The organism is Nonomuraea guangzhouensis, assembly GCF_019396345.1.
GTDB classification, from domain to species: domain Bacteria; phylum Actinomycetota; class Actinomycetes; order Streptosporangiales; family Streptosporangiaceae; genus Nonomuraea; species Nonomuraea guangzhouensis.
On record NZ_JAHKRM010000004.1, the window covers coordinates 215279 to 232839 of the forward strand.

The following is a 17561-nucleotide window of genomic DNA, read 5'->3' on the forward strand; positions in this document are numbered from 1 at the left end:
GGAACGGACCATGCGGCAGCCACCACCCCGGTGGCCTCTACGCGGCGAAGTGCCGGAGACTACGGGACGCCGACCCCCCGCCCGGGGACCACGCCGGACAGATGTACCCGCAACCCGGACTATCCCGACTTTCGCGATAGCTCTTAGCTGAGGTATTCGCGCAGTGCCAGGGCTCTGGACGGGTGGCGGAGCTTGGACATGGTCTTGGCCTCGATCTGCCGGATCCGCTCGCGCGTCACCCCGTAGATCCTGCCGATCTCGTCGAGGGTCATCGGCTTGCCGTCGGTGAGGCCGTAGCGCATGGTGATGACGCCCGCCTCCCGCTCGGACAGCTCGTCGAGCAGGGCCCGCAGTTGCTGCTGGAGCAGGGTGAACGAGACCGCGTCGGCCGGGGAGACGGCCTCGGTGTCCTCGATGAGGTCGCCGAACTCGCTGTCGCCCTCCTCACCGAGCGGCGTGTGCAGGGAGATCGGCTCACGGCCGTAGCCCTGCACCTCGGCGACCCGGTCGATGGGCAGCTCGGTCTCGGCGGCGATCTCCTCGGGGGTGGGCTCGCGGCCGAGCTCGCCGGCCAGCCGCCGCTGCGTCCGCGCCACCTTGTTGATCATCTCGACCATGTGGACCGGGATGCGGATCGTCCGCGCCTGGTCGGCCATCGCCCGGGTGATGGCCTGCTTGATCCACCACGTGGCATAGGTGGAGAACTTGAAGCCGAGCCGGTAGTCGAACTTCTCGATCGTCCGGATCAGCCCCAGGTTGCCCTCCTGGATCAGGTCGAGGAAGAGCATGCCGCGGCCGGTGTAGCGCTTGGCGATCGACACCACCAGGCGCAGGTTGGCCTCCAGCATGCGTTCCTTGGCCCGCGTGCCGTCGTCGGCGATCCATTCGAGGTCGGCGCGCAGCTGACTGGGCAGGTCGGTCTCGGTGCTGAGGCGCTCTGTGGCGAACAGGCCCGCCTCGATCCGCTTGGCGAGGTCGATCTCCTGCTCGGCGGTCAGCAGCGGCACCCGCCCGATCTCCTTCAGGTACGCCTTGACCGAGTCAGCGCCGACGACGGCGGCGCCGTCGGCGATGTTTTCGTCTAGCTCGAGAACCTCTGCTGCCTGGGACAAGACACTCTCCTCGCTCGGGTCGTTCGACTGGCGAATATCGATGTCGGACCTGGAAGTCCCTCGGGGGTAAGGGAGCGGGAGACCGGGCAGGTCGTCGCGGACCACGCTGCCCATCTGCTCCTGATGCGCGGGTCCGGCTGAACGACCGCGGCCCGGGGGGCGAAGACGGCCATCATCGGTTACTTCCCGCGTGCGGGGGATTCAGCACCTGTCCGTCGTAAGAGGTTCGCGGTGGTGGTGCGGGGCAAGGCTGGACCGAGCTCGCCGCCGTTGTGGAAAGGGCGACGAGACGCGTGTCCGGCCTGTGCGATCCCGCCATCGATATCCAAGCTACCCGCTGCCCGGCCATGCTCGGCCCGGCTCAGCCGTCGGCAAAGGCACGCTGCCATGCGATGCTCCCGTCCTCGGCACCCAAGCTCCCACATGCCACCGACAGTTCCGAGAGAAGGCCTCCGGGAAAAGACCGTCGAGCAGCGCGTCCGGCAGATCGCGCTATTGCGGCAAGTTCCTTTCCGCGTTGAGCAGCTCGTCGAGTGCCGCCCGCAGGTCGTCGGCGAGCTCCCAGGCGTCGGGCACCATCTCCCTGTCGGTGATCACCCCGATGTCCAGCGAGCCGTCGTAGGAGAAGGCGGTGATGTTCACCCCGCCGCTCACGTCGGTGATCACCGAGACCGGGTAGTGGGTGAGCAGCCGCGCCCCGCACACGTACAGGGGGAACTGCGGGCCCGGTACGTTCGAGATGGCCACGTTAATAGGTGGGACGGTCTGTCCGACCAGGCCGAACGCCGATCTGGACGCCAGCCCCATGAGGGCGGCGGGCATCGACTCGCTCAGCTCGCGCAGCCACCGCGCGGGCGCTAGCGAGAACCTGTCCTTGATCCGCTGCATGGCCAGCCGCACCTGCCGCAGCCGCGCGACGGGGTCGTCGAGGTGGACGGCCAGCGGCGCCGTCATGAACGTCACCTGGTTGCCCCCCTCCCCCGGCTCCCGCAGCGAGAACGGCACCCCGGCCACCAGCGGCTGGCGCGGTATGCCGCCGTGCGCGGCCAGCCACCGGCGCAGCGCGCCCGCGCACACGGCCATCACCACGTCGTTCACCGTCACCCCGAACGCCTTGCGTACCTGCTTGATCTCCTCCAGCGGCAGCGAGACGAACGCGAAGCGCCGGTGCTCGGAGACCGGCCCGCTGAACGGCGTCTTGGGCGCGGGCAGCGCCGGCAGCTCGGGGGCCTGCCCGGAGCCGGCGATCTTGCGGGCCAGTCCGGACATCAGCCGGCTGCCCGGAAGCGACGACACGACGGGGATCTCGTCCAGGTGCGGCATCGCCCGGGCGGCGAACCGTACCGCCTGCGCCGGGTTGCCCGCCAGCCTGGCGAGCCCGCGCAGAATCATCTCGGCCGATCCCGGCGGCGGCGAGTCGCGCTCGGGCGCGACCGCGGGCGTCGGCGCGGGTACGGGACCCAGGTCGAGGAGCGCGGCCAGCACGTCGGCGCCGCCGATGCCGTCCACGGCCGCGTGATGGATCTTGGTGTAGAGCCCCATGCGGCCACCGGACAGGCCGTGGATCAGGTAGATCTCCCACAGGGGCCGGCGGCGGTCCAGGCGGCGGGCGTGCAGCCGGGACACCTGGTCGGCCAGCTGCCTGTCGTCGCCGGGCGGCGGTAACCCGATCTCCCGTACGTGATAGTCGAGGTCGAGGTCGTCCTCCTGCTCCCAGTAGGGGTGATCCAGTCCGAGGGGCACGTGCGCCAGCTTGCGGCGCAACGCGGGCACGTACGGCAGCCGCCGTTCCAGCAGGGCCTGGAGGTCGGCGCGGTTGAGGTCGCCGTCCAGGATGGCCAGTCCGGCGATGTTGGCGATGTTCGTGGCCGTCTCGAAGTGGAGGAACTGGGCGTCCAGGGCGGTCAACTGCGGCATGGCTCACACCTCCGCCCCGAACCAACCAGAATCAGGTCATTACTTCAAGTGAGCGCGCCTCCGCGCCGGGCTCGGCGAAGGCCAGCAGGGCCATCCCCTCCTCCTCCAGCACCTCGGGTGAGACCGGGGTGAAGGGCGTGATGAGCAGTTTGGCCTTCCTGCCCGTGCGCTTGATCTGCCAGGTTCCGGCCACGAAGCCGTCGACCAGGTAGGTGGCGCGGACGCGCAGGTTCTTGGTGACGACCTGGCCGCGGTACGCCTCGGGCAGCACGCGGGTGCGGTCGGCGTGGCCGAGCATCAGGTTGTCGAAGTCGGGCAGGAACCTGACCGGCGCCGGCATGTCCCCCTCCGGCCTGGGGGCCTCGGGCAGGTCGAACAGCTCCTTGCCGTGCTCGTCCACCAGCACCTCCAGCCGGTCGCGCATGCCGTTCAGTACGCTCTTGAGCCCGGTCAGCCCCGACCACGTCTGCATGTCGGCGGCGGTGGCCGGCCCGAACGCGGCCAGGTACCGCTCGACGAACGTCCCGAGGTCCGGATCGGCGGCGAGCTCGATGCCCGGCAGGGCGAAGGCGGACTCGCGCGGGAAGCTCCACGGGTCCTCGGTCGGCACCATGATCAGCGGGACGAGCATGCGCACCGCGTAGCCGAGCGCCCGGTCGTAGGCGCCGGGGAACTCGTTCTCCAGCCGTGGCCGCAGCTCGTTGAAGGTGTGCGGCCCCTCGGCCAGCAGCCGCTCCGCCACCGCCGCGACGGCGTCGAAGTCGACCTCGGGGAAGCGGCGTGCCGCGCCGGCGAGCAGGGGGTGCAAGAGGGGACGGAACGCGGCGAAGTCCACCGCGGTCACCAGGTGCAGGGTGGCCCGCATCATGGTGGCGCGTACCAGCGTGCGCGCGCGCAGCGCCGCGTGCAGGTCATCGCGGGCGAACCCGTCCAGCCGGGTCCACATTCCGAGGTACGGGGGGCGGGGCTCCTGCGCCTGGAGGCCGGCGAGGCGATGCACAACGCTGGTCACGCCGCCCTGGTGGCGCCGCAAAAGATGCTGCCGGGCCAGGGTGGCCCGGTTGAGTTCCCTCAGGGTGAGCATGAACACATCATGCCCTTTGCTACTAAATTTCCGGTTCAATCAGTGCGGGCGACCTACCCCGCGCTGGACGACGGTCATGCCTACCTCGACGGCGCGGCGGGCACCCAGACACCCCAGTCGGTCATCGACGCCATCGTGGCCGCCTACCGCACGGGCATCGGCAACGTGGGCGGCGCCTTCGAGGCCAGCCATCGCTCCGACGAGATCGTGGCGGCCTGTCGCGCGGCCGTGGCCGACCTGGTCGGCGGGCGTCCGGACGGGGTGATCCTGGGGCCGAACATGACCACGCTCACCTACCGCTTGGCCGGGGCGATCGCCAAGGATTGGGGTCCCGGCGACGAGGTGGTGGTGTCGCGGCTGGACCATGACGCCAACGTCCGGCCTTGGACGCAGGTCGCGGCGCGGGCCGGGGCGACGGTCCGCTGGGCCGAGGTGGACCCGGCGACCGGGGAACTGCCGGTGGAGCAGTACGCGGACCTGATCGGCGAGCGCACCCGGCTGGTGGCGGTGAGCGCCGCCAGCAACGTGCTGGGCACCCGGCCGGACGTGACCGCGATCACCGCGCTGGCGCACGAGGCGGGGGCGCTGACCTACGTGGACGGGGTGCACGCCAGCGCGCACGGCCCCATGGACATGGTGGCGCTGGGCGCCGACTTCTACGCCACCAGCGCCTACAAGTGGGCGGGCCCGCACATCGGCGCGGTCGTCGCCGACCCGGCGCTGCTGGAGACGATCAGACCGGACAAGCTGGCCTCCTCCCTCGACACGGTGCCCGAGCGGTTCGAGACGGGCACGTCCGCCTTCGCCGATCTGGCCGGGGTGACGGCCGCCGTGAACCACCTGGCCAAGATGGTCCCGGGCACGGGCACCCGCAGGGAACGGCTGATGACCTCGTTGTCGGCCGCGGAGTCGTACGAGCTGGAGCTGTTCGCCGTGCTGCTCGAGGGCCTGGAGTCGATGCCGCACGTCACCCTGTACGGCAAGCCCGCCCGGCGCACCGCGACCGCCTACTTCACCGTCGCCGGGCATACCCCTCGCCAGGTGGCGGAGGCGCTGGCCGCGCGCGGCGTGAACGTGTGGAACGGCCACAGCTACGCCTGGGAGCTCACCGGCGCGCTGGGCATCCGCGACTCCGGCAGCGCGGTGCGCGCCGGGCTGGTGCACTACAACGACTCTTCGGACGTCGACCGGCTGCTGCAGGGAGTGGCCCGCCTCCAGGCGTGACCTCGGAGGCTAAGATCGCCGGGTGAGCCTGCCCGCCGTGCCGGGCCTGCCGACCACGCTCGTCGAGCCGGCCCGCGACCCCTACCACGTCTACCTCGACTCGCTGACCAGCCCCGAGTCACGCCGTACGATGCGCGGCTGCCTCGATCGGCTGGCCCGGCTGCTCACCGGCGACGAGACGGCCAGCGGCGCGGGACAGCCGTGGCATCTGCTGCGCTACGAGCACACGGTGCGCATCCGCACCCTGCTGACCGATCAGGGCTGGTCGGCGGCCTACGTCAACAAGCACCTGGTCGCGCTGCGCCGGGTGCTGAAGGAGGCGTGGCGGCTCGGGCAGAGCAGCGCGGAGGACTACGCGCGCGCCTCCGACCTGGCCCCGGTACGCCAGAGCCGCCTGCCCACCGGCCACCACGTGCCGCCGGAGGTCGTGGGAGCGGCCCTGTCGGCCTGCGACGACTCGCCCGCCGGGATCCGCGACGCGGCGCTGATCGCGGTGCTCTACTCCACCGGCTGCCGCCGCGCCGAGATCGGCGGGCTGTCGCTGTCCGACTACGACCCGGGCGCCCGCTCCCTCCGGGTCCGCGGCAAGCGCGACAAGGAGCGGCTGGTCTACCTGACCACCGACGCTATCGGGCTGGTCGAGCGGTGGCTGGCGGTGCGCGGCGGCGGGGCGGGCGCGCTGTTCAGCCCGATCAGCAGGATGGGCCGGGTACGCCTGCGCGACGGCCGGCCGGTCGGACTGACCGGGCAGGGCATCGCCGACATCCTGGCCAGGCGGCTGGGTGAGGCCGGGGCGTCCCGGCGTACGGCGCACGACTTCCGCCGCACCTTCATCGGCGAGCTGCTGGACGCGGGCGTCGACCTGGCCACCGCCCAGGCCCTGGTCGGCCACTCGTCTCCGGCGACCACGGCCCGCTATGACCGCCGCCCGGAGAAGACCCGCCGCGAGGCCGTCGACCGCATCCGCCTACCGGCCGCCCGTCCGCTCGCCTGACCCTGCGGTGAAGACATCGAGCGGCAGCGGCCGGGAGTGCACCACGTCCAGCCGGGAGACCGCGCGGGTGAGCGCGACGTACAGGCGGTTGAGTCCCCGGGCCTCGGCCTCGACGATGGCGGCGGGCTCGGCCAGCACCACATGGTCGTACTCCAGGCCCTTGGCCATCGAGGCGGGCACCACGCTCAGCCGCTCGCCGAGGTCGAGGCCGCCGTTCCACAGGGCGTCGGTCAGCGGGCCGGCGTCGGCGTCGGCCGCGATCACGCCGATCGACCCCTCGAAGGTCAGCGCCTCACGGGTGACCGCGACGACCCCCTTCTCCAGCTCGGTCACCCGGGTGACGAGCAGCCTGCCGTCATTGCGGTACGACCTGGTGGCGGGCACGTCCACGTCGAGCGCCGCCAGCAGCCGGTTGGCCGGCCCGACCACCACGGCGGGCACCCTGAACCCCGTCGTCAGCGCGACGACCCCGGCCGCCGGCTTGCCGAGCAGTTCCAGGTGCCGCGGCCAGGACGCGGCCGCCCACGGCGTGGTGCCCTGAGCCAGATCGCCGAGCACGGTGATCGAGCCGTGCTCGCTGCGCCTGGCCACCGCCCTGCACTGCATCGGCGACAGGTCCTGCGCCTCGTCCACGATGACGTGGCCGTAGCCGCGCGGCCGTTCCAGCAGCCCGGCGATCTCGTCGAGCAGCACCAGGTCGGCCTCGGACCACTTGGCGCTCCTGTAGCCGCGCGGCGGCCGGGCCCAGGTGATGGCCGCCCGCTCGTCGGCCGTCAGGATCGGGGCGGCCGGTCCCGGGTCGCTCAGCAGGGCGCACAGGAGCTCCTCCGGGTGGACGGCCGGCCAGATCTCGTCCAGGAACGGCGTGAGCGCCTTGCCGATCTTGCGGGTCCAGACGGCGTTGCCGGTCCGGCCGCGCAGCTCGGCCTGGCGCCGCATCAGCTCGGTGATCCTGGCGCGCACCCGTTCACGCCCGATCGCGTACGGCATGCCGTCGCGCCGGGTGTCGTCGACGATGCGGCGCAGCTCGTCCTCACCGACCCGCCACCGATAGGAGCCGTCGGCAACGGAGACGGGCTCGACCGGCTTGCTTATGCGCCCGTAGAGGATCTTGCGCAGCACCTCGGCCATCCGCGCGTCGTGCTTGACCAGCGCGGCGGCCGGGCTGTCCGTGGCCGTGACCGCGACCGTGCCCAGCAGCCGCTCCAGCGTGGTCTGCTCGACGTCGACCTCGCCCAGCGCGGGCAGCACGGCCGAGATGTAGCCGAGGAAGGCCCGGTTGGGGCCCAGCACCAGCACCCCCGAGCGCTCCAGCCGCTGCCGGTGCGCGTACAGCAGAAACGCCGCCCGGTGCAGGCCGACGGCCGTCTTGCCGGTGCCGGGCGCGCCCTGCACGCAGATCGACTCCTCCAGCCCGGCACGGACCAGGTCGTCCTGCTCGGGCTGGATGGTGGCGACGATGTCGCGCATCGGGCCGACGCGGGGCCGTTCGATCTCGGCGGCCAGGATCCGGCTCTCGGTCTGCTCGCCTTGGGCGAGCCGTTCGTCCTCGAAGGAGGTGAGTGTGGTGCCGGCCCAGCCGAACCGGCGACGCACCTCGACGCCCAGGGGGTCGCGGGCGCTGGCCCGGTAGAAGGCCCGCGAGACGGGCGCCCGCCAGTCGATGACGACCGGCGGGCCGCCGTGCTCACCCGTGATGTGCCGCCGGCCGATGTGGTAGCTGCGCCCCTGGTGTTCGGCGGAGTCGCCGCCGAAGTCGAGCCGGCCGAAGAACGGCGGCCCTTCCGGCTCCTCGCTCAGCTCCTTGGCCAGGCTCTTGAGATGGCGGCCGAGCCGTTCGGCGCTGTAGCGGTCGCCCGCCACGCTCTCGCCGACGATCACGTTGTCCCGGGCCGCGTCGAGCATCCTGCGCAGCCCGGCTCCGCACTGTTCGACGTATCGTCTCTCCTCGTCGAGCGTGGCCATCCGACCTCCAGTTAACTCGGTTAATACTTTAACCAGGTTAACACTTTGTTAGAGTGGGCTCATGACAGGACTCCGGCAGTTGCACAGGGAACAGGTGCGCGACGCCATCTCCGCAGCGGCCATCTCGCTCTTCCTGGCGCGTGGTTTCGACGAGGTTCCGGTCACCGAGATCGCCGCCGCCGCGCGGGTGTCGAAGCCGACGCTGTTCAAGTACTTCCCGGCCAAGGAGGACCTCGTCCTGCACCGCATCAGCGACCACCAGGGCGAGTTCGCGCGGGTGGTGCGGCAGCGCGCCGCGGGCGAGCACCCGCTGACGGCGCTGCACCGGCACTTTCTCGACGCCCTGGCCCGGCACGACCCGGTCACCGGGCTGAACGACCAGCCGGAGGTGCTGGCCTTCCGCCGCCTGGCGTTCGACACGCCCAGCGTGGCCGCCCGCCTGCTGCACTTCATGGCGATGGACGAGGACGCCCTGACCGCCGCGCTCGCCGAGGCCCCGGAGATCCCCGACGCCCTCACCGCCTCGCTGCTGGCGGCGCAGGTGCTGGCCGCGCACCGGGTGCTGGCCAAGCACAACTGGCAGGCCCTGGCCGACGGGCGCACGCTGGCGGAGGTCGAGCCGGCGGCCGTACGCCGCGCCGACCGCGCCTTCGCCCTGCTGCGCCACGATTGAGAAGCGACATGCCACACCTCTGAGGAGCGACATGCCCAATCCCGAACCGGCCCTCGAAACGGCTCTCGCGACGGCCAGGGCCCGGCTGCTGCACGAGCTGCTGGACTCCGCCTCCGGCACCACCGCCATCGGCGCGGCCTCCGGCCTGGCCGGGCCCAGCCCCCTGGCGGACGGGCCCGGCGCCGACGGCACGTGGCCGGACCTCGACTACGCCGACCGGGGCGACGGCCGGAACTGGGCACCGCTGGAACACCTGTCCAGAACCCTCACCCTGGCGCTCTCCGAACCGCACCGGCCCACCGCGCTCCCCGCCCTCGACGCCTGGCGCCGCCACGCCCCGCGCAGCGCCAACTGGTGGTACAACGAGATCGCCGCGCCGCAACTGGCCGGCGACGCCCTCCTGCTGCTCGCCGACCGGCTCGGCCCGGCCGAACGGGCGGCCTGGGGCGCCTGGCTCGCCGGCTGCGCGGGCCCCGGCGAGATGACCGGCCAGAACCTCGTCTGGACCCAGGCGGTCGTGCTCCGCCACGGCCTGCTGGTGAACGACGCCGGCCTGGTCGCCTCGGCGGTGGCGCGGATGTCGACGACCCTGCGGGCGACCCGCGGCGAGGGGATACAGGACGACTTCAGCTTCCACCAGCACGGCGCCCAGCTCTACTCCGGCGGCTACGGCTTCGCGCTGGCCGCCGACCTGGGCCTGTGGATCTATGTCGTGTACGGCACGCCGTGGGCGTTCGGTAGGGCCGAGGTGGGCTTCTTCACCGATTTCCTGCTGGACGGCCTGCAATGGGCGATGCACGGAGGCGTCTTCGACTTCACCACCATGGGCCGCAACATCACCCGCGCGGACGCCCACCGGCCCACCGCAGACCTGCGGACCGCGATCCGCCGCCTGCGCGCGGCCGGCGCGCCTCGGCAGGACGAACTGGCGGCCTTCGAACGGCACCTGGCCGAGGCCGAAGCCGGGCGGGCCGCCGCCGGACCCGTCGGCTGTCGCTATTACCCGCGTTCGGACTATCTCGTGCATCGGCGGCCCGGCTGGTCGGTGTCGGTGCGCATGTCGTCGAGCCGTACCGCGCCCACCGAGAGCATGAACGGCGAGAACCTGCGTGGCCGCCACCTCGGCGACGGCGTCGCCCCCATCCGGATCGGCGACGGGCCGCAGGACGGCTACCGGGCGGTCATCCCGCTGTGGGACTGGGCCCGGCTGCCGGGGGTGACCGCCGAGCAGCCGCCCGGCCCGGCCGCGCTCCTCCCCCGCCCCAACGACCGGCACGGCGCCTCACCGGACGTGGGCGGCTGGACGGACGGCCGCCACGGCATCGCCGTGATGCGGCTGGCGGGGACCGACCGGATCGCGGACGGGTGGAAGGCGTGGTTCTGCTTCGACGACGTGTTCGTCGCGCTCGGCGCCGGGATCACCGCCCCGTCGGCGGCGCACCCGGTGGTGACGACGATCGACCAGCGCCTGGCGGCCGGCCCGGTGACGACGGGCCGCTATGCGCATCATGGGCGGATCGGTTACGTGCCGCTGTCCGATCGGGAGCCGACGGGTCAGGCGGCCGGCCGCCCGGCTTCGGAGCTGTGGACGCGGGTGGAGCGCCGCACCGGTAGCTGGTCGGACATCACCGCGACCGGGTCCACCGAGCCGCTGACCGCCAGGGTGTTCGCCGTCGGCTTCGACCACGGCCCGCGGCCGGACGGCGCCACGTACGCGTGCCTGGTCCTGCCCGGAGCCGACGCGGCGGCCACGGACGCGCGCTGGGCGGATCCCGGCGTCACCGTGCTGTCCAACACTCCCCTGCTGCAGGCGGTCCACTGCGAGCGCAGCGGCATCACCCTCACCGCCCGCCACGACGGGCACGGGCTGGTCTTCACCGTCGGGAGCTGATGTTTACTTCGCTATATCGTTCGATATAGCATCCGAGCCATGATGAACGCACGCCGCGCGCCCGGCGGAGGCGGTGTCGGGCCCACCGGGCGCTTCTTCGGGCCGGGTGAGCTGCGCCTGGCCATCCTCGCCCTGCTCGCCGAGCAGCCCGGCCACGGCTACCAGGTGATGAACCGCCTCGCCGACCGGTTCAACGGGACGTACGAGCCCAGCGCGGGCTCCATCTACCCGACGCTGCAGTTGCTGGAGGACGAGGGCCTCGTCCGGATCGAGGCGGACGAGGGCCGCAAGGTGCACCACATCACCGAGGCGGGCCTGGGCGTGGTCGGCGAGCAGGCCGAGGAGATCGACCGGCTCTGGGCGCGGGCGGCCAGCCGCAGTGAGTGGGGGATGTTCCGCGAGCCCGAGGCGGCCGAGATCATCGGCCCCGCTCTGCGCCTGGTCAAGGCCGCGGTCAAGACACTCGCCCACGCGCACGGAGACCCCCGGGTCGTCGACGAGATCCAAACGATCTTCATCGAGGCCCGTCGCAGGATCGAGCAGCTGGACCCCCGCCGCCACTGACCGCCTACACACATGTGAGGAGCGCTGTTGACGTGAGGACGACCATCACCCACGCACTGCGTGACCGGCTGTTCGTCGTCGGGGAGGTCTTGGAGACCGAACAGGTGACGCCGCGCATGCGGAAGATCAGAATCGGCGGCGAGGCACTGGCGGGACTGAAATGGACGCCGGGGCAGCACGTCCGGCTGGCGGTCAAGGACATCTTCACGGCGCGTGCGTGGTTACGGGGTGAGATCGCCAACGCCCTGCGTACGTACTCGATCTGGCACCACGACCCCACCTGGCACACCATCGAGCTGATCGGCTTCGACCACGGCGGCGACGGCCCCGGCACGAGCTGGATCAGGAACGCCCGGCCCGGCCAGGAGATCGCCTTCACCAAGCCGGAAGGCAGTCTCGTCGTACGGCCCGCCCCCTACCATCTGTTCGCCGGCGAGGAGACGGCGTCGGTCGCGTTCGGCGCGATGCTGCGCGCGCTGCCCGAGGGCGAGGTGGTGTTCGGGGCCGTGGAGGCCGACGGGCCCGGCGACCACCTGGACCTGCCGCGCGACCTCACCCGGGTCTGCCGCGAGGGAGCCTCCGCCGCGAGCTCGGAGCTGCTGGTGGAGGCCGTCAGGAAGCTCGCCCTGCCGGACGAGCCCGGCGTGGCCTACCTGGCGGGGGAGGCCAGGACGATCCAGGCCGTCCGCGCGCATCTGGTGCGCGAGCGGGGCTGGCAGCGCGGGGACGTCCGGACGAAGCCCTTCTGGACACCCGGCAAGCGTGGACTCGACTGATAAATGCGCATATGGCGGGCGTGAGATCCTGGGCTGGTGCTTCCTCCGATCGATGAGCTCCGTGAGCTGGTCACCACCCGCCTGACCGCCTTCGACCGCCGGGAGGCGCCGCCTGCCGAGGGGGTGCGCCGGGCCGCCGTGACGGTGTGCGTGCTCAGGGACACCGCCGGCCTGCCGTACACGATCCTCATCAGGCGAGCCCCGCGCGGGCGCAATCCCGGACAGTGGGCGCTGCCGGGCGGGCGGCTCGACGACGGCGAGCAGCCGGTCGAGGCGGCGCTGCGGGAGCTGGCCGAGGAGACGGCCGTCACGGGCGTCGTGGTGGCGGGGCTGCTCGACGACTTCGTCACCGACTCGGGGTTCGTCATCACACCGGTGGTGGCCTTCGGCGACGGGCAGCAGCCGGTCGCCGACGGGCACGAGGTGGCCTCGGTGCACGCGGTGCCGCTGGAGCGGTTCCTGGCGCCGGAGGTGCCGCGCTGGCACGGCGGGCTGCTGCAGATGCCGCTGGGGCCCTCGATCGTGGTCCACGCGCCGACCGGGGCGATTTTGTGGCAGTTCGCGGAGGTGGCCCTGCGTGGTCGTGAGCTGCGGGTCTTCGACGTCGCCCAACCACACTGGACCAGAACCTGACCGATTCTTTTGGGCTGGTGGAATACGTGCCGCCGGATGTCCGTTAGCATCGAATGGCCGATGTGGTCTGTGTCCCCCGGGCCGCAAATTACCGCCTTCACGGAATACCGTTCGGCTGGAGCCGTGTTGTGCATCTCGCCGAGGAGGCGACCGCCACATCGGCCTTAGGCTTTTCAGGCGCCCCGGTCCCGGCCGGGGCGCCTGCTCTAGGGTGGGGTGGCCCGGACCGCCGATCATCCAGGAGAGCCCGTTGCTATATGAAGTGGTCAAGTTCGCCGCTGCGCCGATCGCCCATGCGATGTGCCGCCCGCACATCTCCGGCGCGATACACGTGCCGAGGACGGGACCGGCGATTCTGGCCGCCAACCACTTGTCGGTGCTCGACTCCTATCTGCTGCCCGCGCTGCTGCCGCGGCACGTGACGTTCGCCGCCAAGAAGGAGTACTTCTCCGGCAATCCGGTCTCCGGCTGGTTCATGCGCCTGGGCGGCAGCCTGCCCACCGACCGCGACAGCGCGCACGCCGCGCAGGAGATGCTCGACGCCGCCGCCGACCTGCTGGAGCGCGGTGAGCTGTTCGGCATCCACCCCGAGGGCACCCGCTCCCCCGACGGCCGCCTCTACCGCGGCAAGATCGGCGTGGCCTGGCTGGCGCTCAAGACGGGGGCGCCCGTGCTGCCGGTGGCGCTCAGCGGCACCGAACGCGTGCTGCCGGTCGGCTCCAAGGTGCCGCGCCCGGCCAAGATCGGCATCACGATCGGCGCGCCGATGCGGTTCGAGGGCGACCACACCAAGGCCCGCGACCGCCGCCGGGTGACCGACGAGATCATGGCCGCGATCCGGGAACTGTCCGGCCAGGAATACGTGCCGACCTATGCGTCAAGTTTCAAAGCTGCCAGCGGTATGTCCTAATTTGTCGTTAAGCTCGGCAATCCGTCGATGATCAGGGGGCTGACCAGTGGCGCGTGGCCGCACCATCGCGATCGTGTCCTGTGTCACCGTGCTCGCGGTGGGGGCCGCAGCAGGTGGCGCATACTACGTGCTCCATACCAGAGGCACACCCGCCGAGGCGGCGCGGCTCTTCGCCGCAGCCTGGCAGTCGGGTGACAAGGCGGCCATGAGCGCCGTGCTGGCCACGCCGCAGCAGCTGACGCCGTACGACCAGATGCGCACCGGCCTGGCGGTCGAGGCCACCTCGGTCAAGCTCGGCACCGTCACCGAAGCCGGCGACGACCGGGCCAAGGTGCCGTACACCACGACCTTGACGCTGAAGAACATCGGCGACTGGACCTACCAGGGACAGATCGACTTGAAAGTGGCCGATCGCCACTGGAAGGTCGACTGGACGCCCAAGACCCTCCATCCGTCGTTCACCACCGGCGCCACGTTCGCGCTGAAGACGCGCTGGCCCGACCGGGCCGAGATCACCGACGCCGACGGCGGCCGCATCGACACCGGCGACGTCGGCGGGTCGGTGCAGCAGCTCGTCGGCTACCTCGACAAGGCGACCAAGAAGGACGTGGCCAAGCTCGGCTCCGCCTACCAGGTCGGCCAGACCGTCGGCAAGGGCGGCGGGCTGCAGGAGACGTTCCAGAAGCAGCTGGCCGGCACCCCGGCGACCGAGATCAAGGTCGGCGACAAGACGCTGCAGACGATCGAGGGCAAGGAGGGCGAGGGTCTGAAGACGACCCTCGACCCGCGCGCGCAGGCCGCCGCGGTGGCGGCGGTCAAGGACATGAAGAAGCCCACCTCGATGGTCGCGATCAAGCCGAGCACGGGCGAGATCCTGGCCGTTGTCAACAACCAGGGCGGCTTCAACCGGGCGCTCGACGGCCGCTACCCGCCGGGCTCGACGTTCAAGGCCGTCACCGCGATCGGGCTGCTGGCGACCGGTATGACGCCGGAGGAGAAGGTGACCTGCCCGAAGTACGCGAACGTGGGCGGGCAGGATATCCGCAACTCGGATAAGGAGGAGTTCGGGTCGCTGTCGTTCCTCGACTCCTTCGCCCACTCGTGCAACACCACGTTCGCGCCGCTGGCCGAGAAGCGGCTGGGCGCCGACAAGCTGCTGAAGACGGCCGAGGAGGTCGGGTTCAACCAGCCGCTGAACATCGGGGTGCCGGCCACCAAGGCCAGCTTCCCCAGGGCGCAGTCGGACGCCGAGCTGGCCGCCGAGGCGTTCGGGCAGGCCCGGATCACCGCCAGCCCGCTGTCGATGGCCTCGGTCGCCGCGGCCATCGCCGACGGCACCTGGCGGCCGCCCACGCTGGTGCCCGACCTGAAGCAGAAGGCGAGCGAGCAGCCGCTGCCCGAGGGCGTCAAGACCAACCTGCACGCCATGATGGCGGCCGTCGTCACCAAGGGCACCGCCAAGGCGTCCGGACTGCCCGCGGGCACGAGCGGCAAGACGGGCACCGCCGAGTACGGCACCGGTGACAAGCTGCAGACCCATGCCTGGTTCATGGGGTTCAAGGAAGATGTGGCCTTCGCCGTGGTGGTGGAGGGAGGCGGCATGGGAGGCAAGGTCGCCGCCCCAGTGGCGGCCACGTTCCTGCGCCATCTGTGAACTCAGCTTTCCAACTGCCGCAGAGCCCATCTGGCCCACTCGCGCTGCGCCTCGTACTGGGAGATCCCGTACTGCAGCGCGAGCCGGCCGAAGCGCAGGCCGCCGCGCGGGTGCTCGCCGGCGTCGGCGGCCTCGGCGATGGCCGTGAGCTCGGCCACCATCTGCTCGGCCGTCTCCAGATGGCCCCGTACGAGCTTGCTCGCCTCCGGTGGGTCCAGGGCGGACAGCAGGCACATGCGCAGGCCGTGCTCGTCGCGGACGGCGCGCGGCTTGGGCGGTGACAGCAGCCAGGCACGCAGCTCCTCGCGGCCCGCGTCGGTGATCGCATAGCTGCGGCTGCCGCGGGCCCCCTCCTCGGCGATGACGACGAGGCCCTCGTCCGCCAGGCGTTTGAGCTCGGGGTAGATGTGGCTCTGCCGCGCCGTCCAGGTGTAGCGCTGCAGCGAGCGCTCGAAACGGACGTTGAGGGCGTAGCCGCTGGCGGGCCCGTCCTCCAGCAAGCCGAGCAAGGCGTAACGCAGTGACATGTCCCTATCTTGGCATGCTCCTGTCTTGACATATACAAATGGACAGGTCCTAATGTGGAGGTCGTGACCGATGTACTGATCGTGGGCGCCGGACCGACCGGCCTGACCCTCGCCTGTGACCTGACCCGCCGAGGGGTCGCCTGCCGCATCATCGAGCAGGCCACCGCACCCGCGGCCGGCTCACGCGGCTTCACGCTCAAGCCGCGTTCCCTGGAGGCGCTGGACGATCTCGGCGTCGCCGACCGCGTCCTGGCGGCAGGAGACCTCCGCGGCTGGCTCCGCTTCCACCTCGGCACCGAACCTCTCTTCGACCTGCGCCTGCCACCCGCCCCCGCCGACCCCACGCGCCCGTACCCGAACACCGTGGCGCTGCCCCAGTGGCGCACGGAGTCGATCCTGCGCGACCGGCTCGCCGAGCTCGGCGGGAAGGTGGAGTTCGGGCGGCGGCTGACCGGGTTCGACGCCGGCGACGAGGGCTTGACCGCGACGCCGGAGGACGGCGAGAACGTGACCGCGACGCTGGAGGACGGCGAGCGGGTCCGGGCGCGCTACCTGGTCGCCGCCGACGGCGGTCGCAGCCTGGTCCGGCGTACCCTCGGCCTGCCCTTCTCCGGCTCCACGACCGAGGACACGCGCGCGCTCATCGCCGACGTGCGCATCGACGGCCTGGACCGCGACAACGGCACACACCTATGGGTGTCCGCCGACGGCCACATGCTGGCCGCCCGCCCCATCCCCCACGCCGGCACCTGGCAGGTGGTCACCTCGCTGGAGCCCGGCGACGAGGGCGACCTCGACACCCTGCGCCACGCGCTCACGACCAGGACCGGCCGTGCCGACATTCAGGCGTCCGACCCGGCCTGGCTGTCGACCTGGCGCTACAACCTGCGGATGGTCGAACGTTATCGGGTGGGCCGGGTGCTGCTGGCCGGAGACGCCGCCCATGTGCACAGCCCGTTCGGCGGCCACGGCATGAACACCGGCATCCAGGACGCCTACAACCTGGGCTGGAAGCTCGCCCTGGTCATCCAGGGCGCGGCCAGGGCCGAGCTGCTGGACAGCTACGAGGCCGAGCGGCTGCCGGTCGCCCGGGAGATCCTGGCCGACAGCGACCGCCGGTTGAAGGGCATGGTCCCGCCGCGCGTCGTCCGCCCGCTGGTGCGGCTGATCCTGAAGTCCGTCATGGCTCGGCAGCAGCGCCGTACGCGCCACGACCATCCCGTCTACCGCACCGGCCCGCTGACCCGGCACCTCACCGGCCGGCGCGGCCGGGTCCGGGCCGGAGACGTGGCCCCTGACGCCCCCGTCCGGCTCGACGGGGGCGAACACCGCCTGTCCGAGCTGCTCCGCGGACCGCACTTCACCGCCCTGGTCTTCGGCGTCGCCCCGGACCTCGCCGATCCCCGGGTCCGCGCCTACACCGTCGTCCGCCCGGGCCGGGCCGGACTGGCCGACACGACCGGGCACCTGCACCGCGTGTACGGCGGGCGCAAGGGCACGACCGTGCTGATCCGGCCCGACGGCTATGTCGGGCTCATGGCCGACTCCCCGGCCGCGCTGACGGGCTACCTTGAGCGACTCTGAGACCCGGGCGTCTGCGGCGTCCGTGGGCTCGACCTGGTCACCGTGGGCTCCAC

Annotated in this window: 14 protein-coding genes and 1 pseudogene; 10 read left to right on the top strand and 5 right to left on the bottom strand. The window is 71.7% G+C overall.

Annotated features, from left to right (window positions below; genetic code table 11):
* Positions 1-143: 143 nt before the first annotated feature.
* The 3 genes and pseudogenes from KME78_RS09210 to KME78_RS09220 all read right to left on the bottom strand — a co-directional run.
* A pseudogene (locus KME78_RS09210) lies at positions 144-1064 on the bottom strand (RNA polymerase sigma factor); the annotation flags it as partial.
* Positions 1065-1604: 540 nt separating this feature from the next.
* On the bottom strand, positions 1605-3029 hold the full coding sequence (locus tag KME78_RS09215; RefSeq protein WP_219528379.1) for a WS/DGAT/MGAT family O-acyltransferase: 1425 nt from the start codon (positions 3027-3029) through the stop codon (positions 1605-1607).
* Between the two features lie 31 nt (positions 3030-3060).
* Positions 3061-4113 (bottom strand): winged helix DNA-binding domain-containing protein, encoded by a 1053-nt coding sequence (locus KME78_RS09220; RefSeq protein ID WP_219528380.1) that lies wholly within the window; start codon positions 4111-4113, stop codon positions 3061-3063.
* Between the two features lie 9 nt (positions 4114-4122).
* Between KME78_RS09220 and KME78_RS09225 the strand changes: the two genes are divergently transcribed.
* On the top strand, positions 4123-5337 hold the full coding sequence (locus KME78_RS09225; protein ID WP_219528381.1) for a cysteine desulfurase-like protein: 1215 nt from the start codon (positions 4123-4125) through the stop codon (positions 5335-5337).
* A gap of 22 nt (positions 5338-5359) precedes the next feature.
* Entirely contained in the window at positions 5360-6331 is a 972-nt protein-coding gene (locus tag KME78_RS09230) for a tyrosine-type recombinase/integrase (protein WP_219528382.1), read from the top strand.
* On the opposite strand, the gene KME78_RS09235 is transcribed toward KME78_RS09230, so the two are convergent.
* On the bottom strand, positions 6305-8296 hold the full coding sequence (locus KME78_RS09235) for a HelD family protein (protein ID WP_219528383.1): 1992 nt from the start codon (positions 8294-8296) through the stop codon (positions 6305-6307). The two genes, KME78_RS09230 and KME78_RS09235, sit on opposite strands and share 27 nt — an antisense overlap.
* A 61-nt stretch (positions 8297-8357) precedes the next feature.
* Between KME78_RS09235 and KME78_RS09240 the strand changes: the two genes are divergently transcribed.
* From KME78_RS09240 to KME78_RS67080, 7 genes are all read left to right on the top strand, one after another.
* A complete protein-coding gene (locus tag KME78_RS09240; protein ID WP_219528384.1) occupies positions 8358-8969 on the top strand; it encodes a TetR/AcrR family transcriptional regulator in 612 nt (203 codons plus the stop codon).
* 31 nt (positions 8970-9000) lie between these two features.
* Positions 9001-10860, top strand: coding sequence for a polysaccharide lyase family 8 super-sandwich domain-containing protein (locus KME78_RS09245; protein ID WP_219528385.1), 1860 nt, complete (start codon positions 9001-9003; stop codon positions 10858-10860).
* A gap of 39 nt (positions 10861-10899) precedes the next feature.
* Positions 10900-11424: a PadR family transcriptional regulator gene (locus KME78_RS09250; RefSeq protein ID WP_219528386.1), complete on the top strand. Its 525-nt coding sequence runs from the start codon at positions 10900-10902 to the stop codon at positions 11422-11424.
* A gap of 32 nt (positions 11425-11456) precedes the next feature.
* The gene (locus KME78_RS09255) at positions 11457-12200 is read left to right on the top strand and encodes a siderophore-interacting protein (RefSeq protein WP_219528387.1); all 744 of its coding nucleotides are present in this window, start codon (positions 11457-11459) and stop codon (positions 12198-12200) included.
* A 36-nt stretch (positions 12201-12236) separates the two neighbouring features.
* Positions 12237-12833 (top strand): NUDIX hydrolase, encoded by a 597-nt coding sequence (locus tag KME78_RS09260; RefSeq protein ID WP_219528388.1) that lies wholly within the window; start codon positions 12237-12239, stop codon positions 12831-12833.
* Between the two features lie 250 nt (positions 12834-13083).
* The gene (locus KME78_RS09265) at positions 13084-13743 is read left to right on the top strand and encodes a lysophospholipid acyltransferase family protein (protein ID WP_246650762.1); all 660 of its coding nucleotides are present in this window, start codon (positions 13084-13086) and stop codon (positions 13741-13743) included.
* Positions 13744-13816: 73 nt separating this feature from the next.
* Positions 13817-15397 (top strand): penicillin-binding transpeptidase domain-containing protein, encoded by a 1581-nt coding sequence (locus KME78_RS67080; protein ID WP_308126861.1) that lies wholly within the window; start codon positions 13817-13819, stop codon positions 15395-15397.
* Positions 15398-15399: 2 nt separating this feature from the next.
* Here the strand turns inward: KME78_RS67080 and KME78_RS09275 are convergent, their stop codons facing one another.
* Positions 15400-15924 (bottom strand): PadR family transcriptional regulator, encoded by a 525-nt coding sequence (locus KME78_RS09275; RefSeq protein ID WP_219528390.1) that lies wholly within the window; start codon positions 15922-15924, stop codon positions 15400-15402.
* 63 nt (positions 15925-15987) lie between these two features.
* On the opposite strand from KME78_RS09275, the gene KME78_RS09280 reads away from it, so the two are divergent.
* Positions 15988-17508 (top strand): FAD-dependent monooxygenase, encoded by a 1521-nt coding sequence (locus tag KME78_RS09280; protein ID WP_219528391.1) that lies wholly within the window; start codon positions 15988-15990, stop codon positions 17506-17508.
* Positions 17509-17561 lie beyond the last annotated feature (53 nt).

Bases quoted from the DNA above. Each gene is read 5' to 3' on its own strand.
- KME78_RS09215 (WP_219528379.1), bottom strand. From the start codon at position 3,029: ATGCCGCAGTTGACCGCCCTGGACGCCCAGTTCCTCCACTTCGAGACG.
- KME78_RS09220 (WP_219528380.1), bottom strand. From the start codon at position 4,113: ATGCTCACCCTGAGGGAACTCAACCGGGCCACCCTGGCCCGGCAGCAT.
- KME78_RS09225 (WP_219528381.1), top strand. From the start codon at position 4,123: ATGCCCTTTGCTACTAAATTTCCGGTTCAATCAGTGCGGGCGACCTAC.
- KME78_RS09235 (WP_219528383.1), bottom strand. From the start codon at position 8,296: ATGGCCACGCTCGACGAGGAGAGACGATACGTCGAACAGTGCGGAGCC.
- KME78_RS09240 (WP_219528384.1), top strand. From the start codon at position 8,358: ATGACAGGACTCCGGCAGTTGCACAGGGAACAGGTGCGCGACGCCATC.
- KME78_RS09245 (WP_219528385.1), top strand. From the start codon at position 9,001: ATGCCCAATCCCGAACCGGCCCTCGAAACGGCTCTCGCGACGGCCAGG.
- KME78_RS09250 (WP_219528386.1), top strand. From the start codon at position 10,900: ATGATGAACGCACGCCGCGCGCCCGGCGGAGGCGGTGTCGGGCCCACC.
- KME78_RS09275 (WP_219528390.1), bottom strand. From the start codon at position 15,924: ATGTCACTGCGTTACGCCTTGCTCGGCTTGCTGGAGGACGGGCCCGCC.